Below are 10,399 nucleotides of genomic sequence, written 5' to 3' on the forward strand. Positions count from 1 at the left end.
CGGCGGGGCGAAGCGTCGCGGCCGGCCGATCAGGCGACGACGTCGTTCCCCGGCGTCGAGCCGCTGTCCGAGCGCCTCGACCCTGCTCTCCAGTCGGCCCGTCGCCGAGTCCGCCTCCCGGGTCGGCGGCCCCACGTCGTCGGCCCGGGCGGCGACCTCGCGGCCCATGGTGACATCGGAGTCGACGGCGGAGCGGGCCTCCTGACGTGCGTCGTGCCGGGCCCGACGGTCCTCGGCGGCCAGACCGGCCCGCTTCGCCAGCCACTTCGCCGGACCGGTGGCGACCGCGCCGATCACCCCACCGACGCCGAGCATCAACGCCAGCTCCGGCCGACCGGCGTCCACGGTCAGCTTCACCGCCAACGCGGTGAGCATCGAGTTGGTGGCGATGTGGGTGATCACATAGGTACGCAGCCGGGGCAGTCCGGTCGGACGCGGGTCGCTGGTCGGCGCGGCGGGCAGGCGGTCCAGCGCCCGGCCCCGGCGGTCGGTGTACCAGTCCGGGTACACCTCGGTCAGGGCGGTCCGCGTCGCGGCCGGTACCCCGCTCAGGCGCTGCTCCGCGCCGAGCATGCCGTCCCGCAGGCCCAGGCGGTCGACCACGGCGGCCAGTTCGCGGCGGGCGGCACCCAGCGACCAGCGGTCGGCGACGGCGACCTGGTGCGCGGCGGTCCGCAGCTCGGCGAGGTCGGCGGGGGAGAGCGGGGCGACCGTGGGTGCTGCCGGATCCACCGGCCGCCCGAGCGCCGACAACTCGGCCACCTCGTGGGCCAGTCCCCGCTCGACCACCCGGTCGGCGGCTCGGTCGGAGAGCGTCACCACGGCGACGCCGTCGCTGCCGAACCGGCTGGTCGCCACCGCGCCGTCCGCGACCGGCCCACTGGTCAGACGGAGCGTGAACGTGCTGCCGTCGGCCCGGGTCACCTGGTAGGTGCCGTCCGGGCGGGCGAGCACCTCGGAGACCTCGGCGTGGGTGGCCACCTGCCCGGCCACCGCACGAGCCCGGTCCAGGACGGCGTCCGGGTCGGGTTCCGCACGACCCTGGCCGTGGAAGTCGGTGCCGGGCAGGGCACTCGCGGTGATCACCGTGCCGGCCCGGTCGCCGTTCGTCCGGGTATCGCCGACGTCGGTCCGGTCGGCCGGTCCGGTCAGGTTGTCGGTTCCACCTCGGGCCACACCTGCCGGCCCCTGGTCCGCCCCTCGCGTCGCGCCTGGGCGTACTCCTGCATGACCCGCCGGGGCGGCAGGCTGGGGTGCACGGTGATCACTCCCGAGCGGTCGATGATGTAGCTCCCCTGGCCCACGTGCGTCCCCGAGGCCCGCTCCTGTTCCGAGAGCCTCTCCCGGGCCAGCCAGCCGTACTCGAACTCCCGGAGCACGATCGGATTCCGGGTCGCCAGCAAACTGCTGATCAGGGTCAGCGCCTCGTCCTCGGTCAACTCGCCCCTCTCCGTCAGGCATCATCATCGCCCAGAGGGCATGGGTTTCCCGGATGTCCACGGCCGGCATGTCCGCCGACGTCGTCCCGCTCTGCGGATCCCACCACACCGGCGCGTCGGCATCGACCGGGAAGACGATCACGAACGCGTGGGCACCGTCGATCTCCGGTTGGCCGTGGGCGTCCAGGATCGGCTGCCCGGCCGCGTCGACGTACAGCCAGTCGGCCACCACCAGCGCCGACGCGCCGGGACCGGCCTCCGCCACCCGCCGGTAGAGGTCGGCGTACTGGTCGGCGACCGCGTCGGTGCGGGCCAGGTCGGTGGGCAGGTTGTCCGGCCCGCCGATCCACTCCCCGCCGATCCACGCCTCGGCGCGTTCCAGGCCGCCCCGCTCACCGGAGACCAGGTCGATCGCGCCGTCGTCGGTCCGGTCCGCCCACCGTGGCACCGACACCTGTGGGTCGCCGTGGAAACTGGCCAGGGCCGCCAGCGACGCGTCGAGGCAGTTGTTGGCCCGGCCCGGCTGGTCCGGCCCACCATCGTTGACCAACTGGCCGTACGGGTGGATGGACGGGTCCGCGAAGACCGCGTAGCCCTGCGGCGTGGCCAGACTCGCGGCCAGGTCGTCCTGGTACCGCGGATCCTCCAGGGGGGCCAGCTCACCTGGCCCGTACCGCCGGCTCTCCGGCAGCGACGGCGCGGGACCGACGTCGGTCAGGCCGTCGGGTCCTCCGTCGGCCAGACCTGGCGGCCGGTGATCCGGCCCTCCCGGCGGGCCTGGGTGTACTCCATGATCAACAGTGGCACCGGCAGACTCATCTGTGCCGTGACCACTCCCGTCCGGTCGACTATGTAGCTCCCGTGGCCCAGGTGCCGGCCCTGGGCCCGTTCCGGTGGCGACAGTTGCTCCTTCGCCAGCCACCCGAACTCGAACGGATGCATCTCGATCTCGTTCGGCGTGCCCAGCAGGCGTGTGATCAGTGCCCGCGCCTCGTCCTGTGTCACCCGGACCCCCTTCCACCGACGGCACCATCGACCACAGCGCGTACGTCTGTGCCATGTACGCCGCTGGGGGCTGCGGCCACGTCATCCCCCGTTGTGGATCCCACCAGACCGGTCCGTCGGCACCCTCCGGATGCACCACGACCAGGGAGTGCGAATCCCCGGCCTGCACGTGCCCGCCGTCGAGCACGATGTCCCCGGTGTTCGGATCCGTCCTGCGCCATTCGACCACGACCAGGGCCGCCGTGCCCGGACCCGCCGCCGCGACCCACTGATGCAGCCGCGCGTACTGCTCGGCGACCGCCGCCGCGTTCTCGGTCGGCGTGGTGGGCAGGTCCGCCGAACCGCCGGACCAGTCGACACCGAGCCACGCCTCGGCCCGGTCGAGACCGCTCGCCTCCCCGGCCAGCGTCTCGATCGACCCGTCCGGACGGACGTCGGGCCAGCGAGGGAGGGAGACCTGCGGGTCACCGTAGAAGCTGGACAGGGCCGCCAGCGACGAGTCGAGGCAGTTGTTGGCCCGGCCCGGCTGATCCGGCCCACCATCGTTGACCAACCTGCCATATGCATGTGTCGACGGGTCGGCGAAGAGCGCGTAGCCCTCGGGCGTCCGCAGGCTCTGCTCGACGTCCGACTGATAGCCGGGGTGTTCCAGCGGCGCCAACTCACCCGGGCCGATCCGCCGTGTCTCCGACAACCGGTGATCGGTGTCGGTCGGCGCAGAGTCGGTCTGGTCCGGCGTCGGTACGCCGGGGTCGCTCAGTCCGTCGGGTCCGGTGTCGGCCAGACCTGCCGGCCGGTGATCCGGCCCTCCCGGCGGGCCGTCGTGTACCGCTTCATGACCAACGGTGGAGGCAGGCTGGGATGCGCGGTCACCACTCCCGTCCGGTCGATGATGAAGACCCCCTGGCCCATCTGCCGGCCCTGTGCCCGCTGCTGCGGGGAGAGCGTCTCCTGGGCTGCCCAGCCGAACTCGAACGGGAAGACCGCCACCGGGTTGTCCGTCCCGAGCAGCCGGGTCATCAGCTGCTGGGCTTCCTCCCTGCTCATCGGCATAGCCGGGGTGTACCTCCATCGACCACAGGTTCTGCGTCAGTCCAACATAGTCCCCGGGGAGCGGGTCGGTGGTGGTGCTGGCGTACAGCGGGTCCCACCACACCGGCCCGTCCGCGCCCTCCGGATACACCAGCAGGAACGCGTGCTGGGCGGCCGGCTGGGTGTGACCGTCGGCGTCGAGCAGCGGAGCGGCGTTCCCGTCGAACTGCACCCAGTCCACCACCACGACGGCGGCCGTGCCCGGCCCCCCGCCGAGGACACTCTGGTAGAGCTGCGCGTACCGGTCGGCCACGGCCTCGGCCCGTTCGACGGGCGTACCCGGCATCGCCTCGTTGGCACTGTCGCCGACCCAGTCGCCGCCGATCCAGTTCGCGATCCGGTCGACACCGGCCAACTCCCCCAACTCGGTCTCGATGGAGCCGTCGTCGAGCCGATCCGGCCAGCGCGGATGGGACACCTGCGGATCACCGTAGAAGCTGGCCAGCGCGGCCAGCGTGGAGTCGACGCAGTTGTTGCTGCGCCCCGGCTGGTCCGGCCCACCGTCGTTGATCAACCGCCCGTACGGGTGCGTGGACGGGTCGGCGAAGACCGCGTACCCCTCGGGGGTCCACAGGCTGTCCGCCACGTCGTCCTGGTAGCGCGGATCCTCCAACGGCGCCAACTGCTCCGGCCCGTACTGCCGGGTGTCCGGCATCGGCCAGCCCTGCATGTCGGGCCAGATCGCGGCGTTCGGATCGGTGAATCTCGGGTCGACGACCGACGACGGAGCGGTGTTCGGCTCGATCCTCGGCCCCACGTCGGACGCGGTCGAATCCGGCGGCAGGACCGGGTTCGTCGTGCCCTGTGTCTCCACCGGCCGAATCGGGTCACCTTCGGCGTCGAGAACGATGGCCCAGACGTCACCCACCCGTCCGGCGTGCAACGGGTCGGTGTCGGAGATCAGCTGGTTCTGCCCATCGAGCCAGACGATCGTGCCGTCATGGTTGACGGCGTTCCAGGTGTGCGCGCCGGGCTGGTCGGACCAGGTGGTGACGATCAGCACCGCCGAGCCCGGACCTGCCGCGCGAAGCGCGTCGGCAATCGTGTCGAGGGCATTGGTGCCGGCGCCCTGGTGAGCGAAGCTGGACCGGAGCGCCTGCTCCTGGCGCAGGGTACTGCCCGCCTCGACCTGCGCTGACGGCACCGTCGACGCGGCCACCTCCGGCCGCCCGAACCAGGTCGACAGAACCGAGAGCCCGACGTCCGCGCAGTTGTTGTCCCTGCCTGTGACGGTGGGTCCACCGTCGTTGACCAGCCCGGCCCACGGACCACGCGGATCCGGGTGGACTTCGGGTCGCCCTGTGTTCGTATCACGCGGCACGGCCGCCTCGAGCAACTGCTGATCGGCCTGGTCGGGGGGGACCAGACCGTCAGGCCGGCCGTAGGGACGATTGTCGCTCAGCGGCGGCCCGTTACCCACCACGCCGGGCACAGTCGGCTGGTAGGCGTTGACATCGCGGTCCGGGTCCGTGATCGGCTCCACCCCGAACTGCGGCAGGAAGTGTGCGCACGACCGACAAGGCGGCCGGTAATGTCCTAGCTCGTAGGTGACGCCATCAGAAAATGCCGGTTTGACCTGATGAGTGACTATCTTGGAACCTCGGAGTGCATCCAGGGCCCACTGATCGAACTCGCCGGGCCTGCCTTCCGCCTCCCATTGCTGCTCGAGTTGGTAGAGCTGGTCAGAGACCAGAGCCACCTCCGCACACTTGCCATGTCCGCTGCCGGTGCCGTCGGCCAGGGCAGCCGCCGTCCGGTTCAGGGCGGCCTGCGCAAGCCGGTGCACGCGCGGCTCGGTGGCCGGTGTCGTGCCCTTGTTCGCGGCCATGCTGGTATGCGCGGTGATCTCGCCATTGGGCATGAGCAACGCCCCTGCCATACCGGGCTGCTTGCTCTTCGAGACCGTGGCTGCCTTGACCGCTGCGCGAACGGTCTCGGCCAGCGTCCGCGACGCCTCAATCAGAGACCGTTCCGCAGCAGGGCCAGTGGGATCACCGTCCACCGACGTCGGGTCGGTCTGCCAACTATGCGTGCCGCGGCCCGTCGGCCCTTCTGATCGCCTCAGAGTCTGGGGATCGACAGGGCCGCTGGCAGCACGCGGTCCGGTGGGGTCGCTGGTCAGCGTTCCCGAACTGCCCGGCACCGGGACGACGACGGGGACGTCCACAGCGGCCTGCGGGGAGGAATCCGCGCGTCCCCTGATCGAATCGGTCTCGCCGACCGGGATGACGGGAGGCTTGGTGTCAGGGGAGGCGACGGTCGGATCGATGCCCATGGTCTGGGCCGGCACCGTCAGCGGGTCCACGGGTGAGGTGCGACCCTCCGTCCGGCTGGCGGCCGGCACGTTGCCCGGCGCGGATGGAGTACCCGTCGGCGATGAGACACTCTGCTGGCTGGTCGCGCCCTGCTGGGTGGTGGTCCCGGGCTGGTTGGTGGGGCCGGTTTGGGCCGGAACGGTCGATGGCGGCCCGGTGGGCGGCGTCAGCGACACCGACCCGGCTGAGTTCGCCGTCGCAGTGTTGACGAGCGGGCCGCCCGGCGTCGTACGGCCCGACGCCGGTTGCGGGGCGGTGCTGCTGGTGTTCTGGGCCCCCGGCGTGGCCGGGGCGTTCGCACCAGCAGTCGGCGTACCGGTGGTCGGCGTCGGCGCATTGGCGACGTTCGCCGTCGGTGAAGTGGTTGTCGTCAGCGATCCGGCCGTCGAGGTCGGGTGCGTTGGGGTGGGTGTCGCCGGAGCCGCCGTGCCGGGTGGCGGGCCGACAACCGGGGCTACAGGTGGCGTGTTGGGATCCGCCGCTGGAGAGGTCTCCGAAGTATGGGATTCAGCAACGTTGTCGATCGGGCTGATGCCGACGGTGTCGGTGGTGGGCGAATCGGTCCGGGTGGCGGTGGACCCGGTCGCGCCGTCACCGGTCGTGGTGACGGCGCCCTCCACCCGTGGGCCTGACACCTGCCCACCGGCAGTGTGTTCCGTCGAACCACTTGCGGGACGATCGTTGCTTGCCGAGTCGGGGCCTGCCGAGTCCTGGGTTGCCGGCGCGATCGGCTGTCCGGCGTCGGTCGGAGCGCTGGTCGCATGGGTGCCGCCGGTCGACGGGTCGGCGGGCGCCGTGATCCCTCCGTCAGCGGGGACGGCAACCGGAGGCCCGTTCGCGCCCTCGGCGAGCGACGCACCGTCGGACGTACCCGCGTCGGCAGTCGAGGAGCCCTCGGTCGGTGCCGCGACGCCCGCGTCGGATGTCGGTGGCGCGAGGCTGATCGAACCCGACCCACTGTCCGGCACCGTGACGGCGCCGTTCTGTGTCACGCCCAGATCGGTGTTTCCGCTGCTCGGGTCGACATTCGGGCCATTGACGCCACCGGCTACGACTGCACCGGACCCTGCCCCGTCGGTGCTGCCGGTACCGGTCGCACCGGCTCCCGCTTCTGACGATCCGCTCGTCGGCGTCGCGCTACCTCCGTTGGCACCCGCTCCGGAGGTGGAGCCACCGCCGTTGGAGTTTCCCGTGGAACCACCGCCCGTGGCACCGGCTCCGCCCGCACCACCGTTGACACCTCCGACGGTGCCGAGGCCGTCGGCGGTGCCGACGTTCAGAGCCGGGTCGATTCCGCCCGCCGGGAGACCGGCGCCGGGGTTGAAGTCGCCGGTCCTGCCGAGGCCCCAGTTGGTGACGTTCGCACCCACGTTGCCCATGCTGCTACCGATCATGGTCAACCCGGTGCGGCCGGCGCCGCTGGTGAATCCGCCGAGGAACGCGTCCGCGCCCGGCATCGCCCACTGTCCGTTGACCGTGCCGTTGGCGAGCACGCTGGCCGCAGGGGAGACGACGGCGTTCTGCATGCCGGAGGCGAGACTCGTGGTGCCCCAGCGGACCATTCCGCTGCCGGGGAAGGAGAGCTGCGAGGGGCGGAACGAGAAGGGCATGTGCGGTGCCACCCGCCGGCCGGCGAAATGCATGCCGGTGCCGAGCACGCCGCCGATCGCGCCGCCCACCCCGGCGGTCAGGGTCCGGTTACCGTCCCACTGCCGCCGCTCGCCGGTGTGCATCTGGTACGCCTGGGCACCCACGTCGATGATCAGCTCTTCGCCGATCTCCTCGACCAGTTCCAGGCCGAGCCGGGTCATCCCCTGGCGAAAACCCTGGCTGCTGACGATCTGCCCGAGCCTGGTGCCGGCGGCGCGCAGGGCCGTCTGCATGCCGGCACGGGTGAGCAGTTGCCGGCCCATCTGGGCGATCAACCGGCGGAAGGCGACCGTCACGGCCTGCCGACCGGCCGCCAGGATGCCCGGGATCGCTCCGGCCGACACACCGCCCAGCCAGGCCATCAGCAGGGCGACGAAGACCGCGATGACGGTGATGAAGACCGCGATCAGCACGGTCAGCTTGGCGTACTCGATCTCCAGAGCGGCCTGGTCGCAGCCGGCGGCGTACGCCGCGGCGACCTCCTGCATGAGCGGCAGGCCGGTGTTCGGGTCGACGGCGATCTGGTTCCAGAGCCCGCCGAACGCCTCGCCGGCACCGCCGCCCCATGCCTGCAGGATCTTCATGACCGCCGGGTCGGCCTCGCCCAACGCCTCGCTGATCGCGTCCGCCATCACCTGCCAGGCGTCGGCGAGCTCCCGCATCTTGTCTTCGTCGCCGCTGGGCCACGCCTCGCCCGCGCTCACCCAGCAGATGGCGTCCCAGACCCACGCGTACTCGCCCAGCGAGTTCCTGGGATTGGGTACCGCCACCCCGCGTGCCCTTCCGTCCGATGTCGAACGACGTACGGTCGCCGGCTACTTCTCTTCGCCGCCGAACAGCGTCCGGGTCATGTCGTCGACGTCGACGGTGCCCTCGACCGCACCCTTGACGGTCGGGCCCAGCAGCTCCACCACCGGCACCAGACCGTGGCCCATGTCGAGGACCTTCTGTGCCGGCTGGTTGTCGCCGCCGAGGTAGTTCTTGTTGAACTCGTTGCCCGGCTCGTCGTCGCCCCACGGCCGACCGCCGTTGAGCGTCTCGATCGTCGTGGCGGCACTCCGGAAACGCATGGCCAGCAGGGCACCGGCGGAGCCCAGTCGGTTGGCACCGTCCAGGGCCGCGTCGGGCTTGACGAAGGTCTCGCGCAGTTCGCTCACCGTTTCTCCTCCCCGGGCAGGTCACTGTCCAGCTGTCGGAAGATCCCGTCGAGATCGTGGTCGATGTAGGCCTGGAACTGGCTGTCCGGCACGTACGGCTGGAGGAGCTGCTCGACCTCGGCCATGGCCTTCTCACTCGCCCGGCGGATCGTCTCGGTGACGGTGGCCGAGAGCTCCTTGGAGTCCGGACGGCGATAGATGCGCGGGTCGAACTCGACCTTCGTCACCTGCCCACGGGGCCCGGCGGTCACGGTGACCAGGCCATCCTCGGAGGTGACCGTGGCCTTCACCGCTTTGATCTTCTGCTGGAGGTCACCCACGCCGGAGCGCATCCGCTCGAACTGAGCCATCAGTTCGTCGGCACGGGCGCGCAGCGCCTGTACGTCCATGGCGTGTCCCTCCCCGCGCACGTCCACGTCTCACCCGCGCCTTGGGCGTGGCGACTCGACCATACTGAATGGGCGCGACATCGGGGTGGCCGGTCTGCGGCCGAGCGTCGTTAGGATGCACCGGCACCGGTCGACGGGGAGGTGAGCAGGCAGTGTTCCGTGACCGTCCGATCGCGGCATTCGCCCTCGTGGGAGCCGTTCTGGCCACGATGGTGACCGCGCCCGCCCCGACCCCGGCCCGGGCCGATCCGACGATTTGCCGGAATCCGAGCGATCCGGGAGAGATGAACATCGAGACCCCGTGGCACCAGCGGTGGTTGGCGCCGCAGCGGGTCTGGCCGTTCAGCACCGGTGCGCGGGTGAAGGTCGCGGTGATCGACTCCGGCACGGACAGCACCCATCCCCAGATGGCCGGACGGGTGGCCGCCGGCTTCGACGCGTTGCGTGACGCACCGGGGGGCGATGTGGACTGTGTCTCCCACGGCACTGCCGTGGCCAGCATCATCGCGGCCGGCCGGATGGAGGGGGTCGGGTTCTACGGCCTTGCTCCGGACGCCACGATCGTGCCGATCCGGGTCAGTGAGCGCAACGCCAACGAGCAGCCGGGAACCGGTGGCGACACCGTCACCAGCGAGGTCTTCGCCCGGGCGATCCGGCGGGCGGTCGACGAGGGCGCCAAGGTGATCAACATGTCGGTGACGCTCTACTACTGGGACAAGGACGTCGAGCAGGCCGTCAGGTACGCGGTGGATCGGGACGTCGTGCTGGTGGCCGCCGCCGGCAACCAGCACCAGGACGGTGCCCGTCCCGACCCGGTGCCGTACCCGGCCGACTTCGACGGGGTGATCGGCGTGGGCGCCGTCGACCAGAACGGGGCCCGGATCAGGCAGTCCCAGATCGGACCGTACGTGGACGTCGTCGCGCCGGGTGGGGCGGTGGTGGCCGCCACCCGCGTGTTCGGACACAGCGTCTGGGACGGCACCAGCTTCGCCGCCCCGATGGTGAGCGCCACCGCCGCGCTGATCCGCGCGGCGGAGCCGAACCTGTCGGCCAAGGAGGTCACCCGGCGGATCCTGGCCACCGCCGACCCGGCCCGTGGCGACGCCGAGGCCGGGTACGGCAGTGGAGTGGTCAATCCGTACCGCGCCGTCACCGAACGTCTGACCAGTGCGGCACCGGTGGCCCAACCTCCGCTGCCCGACGTGCCCTACGACGCCGCTGCAGAGGCCCGTGCCGAGCGGTGGGCGGTCTTCGGCCGGTGGGCACTCTGGATCGGTCTGCCGCTGGCCGTGCTCGCGGTCGGCGTGGCGGTCCTGGCGGCGTTGCTGCCGCGCGGGCGACGCACCCGGTGG

At 71.4% G+C, this 10,399-nt stretch carries 4 protein-coding genes; 1 reads left to right on the plus strand and 3 read right to left on the minus strand.

Annotated features, from left to right (window positions below; translation table 11 throughout):
• From EYA84_RS32530 to EYA84_RS18490, 3 genes are all read right to left on the minus strand, one after another.
• Window positions 1-8,271 (minus strand): toxin glutamine deamidase domain-containing protein (locus tag EYA84_RS32530; protein WP_255446625.1); only part of this gene is annotated, 8,271 nt, incomplete at its 3' end.
• Window positions 8,272-8,316: 45 nt separating this feature from the next.
• Window positions 8,317-8,658: a hypothetical protein gene (locus EYA84_RS18485; protein ID WP_131054304.1), complete on the minus strand. Its 342-nt coding sequence runs from the start codon at window positions 8,656-8,658 to the stop codon at window positions 8,317-8,319.
• Entirely contained in the window at window positions 8,655-9,047 is a 393-nt protein-coding gene (locus tag EYA84_RS18490; protein ID WP_131054305.1) for a YbaB/EbfC family nucleoid-associated protein, read from the minus strand. The genes EYA84_RS18485 and EYA84_RS18490 overlap by 4 nt, the downstream gene beginning before the upstream one ends.
• 209 nt (window positions 9,048-9,256) lie before the next feature.
• On the opposite strand from EYA84_RS18490, the gene mycP reads away from it, so the two are divergent.
• Window positions 9,257-10,399 (plus strand): type VII secretion-associated serine protease mycosin (mycP, locus tag EYA84_RS18495; RefSeq protein WP_131054309.1); only part of this gene is annotated, 1,143 nt, incomplete at its 3' end.

The organism is Verrucosispora sp. SN26_14.1 (assembly GCF_004307965.1).
Classification (GTDB): Bacteria; Actinomycetota; Actinomycetes; order Mycobacteriales; family Micromonosporaceae; genus Micromonospora.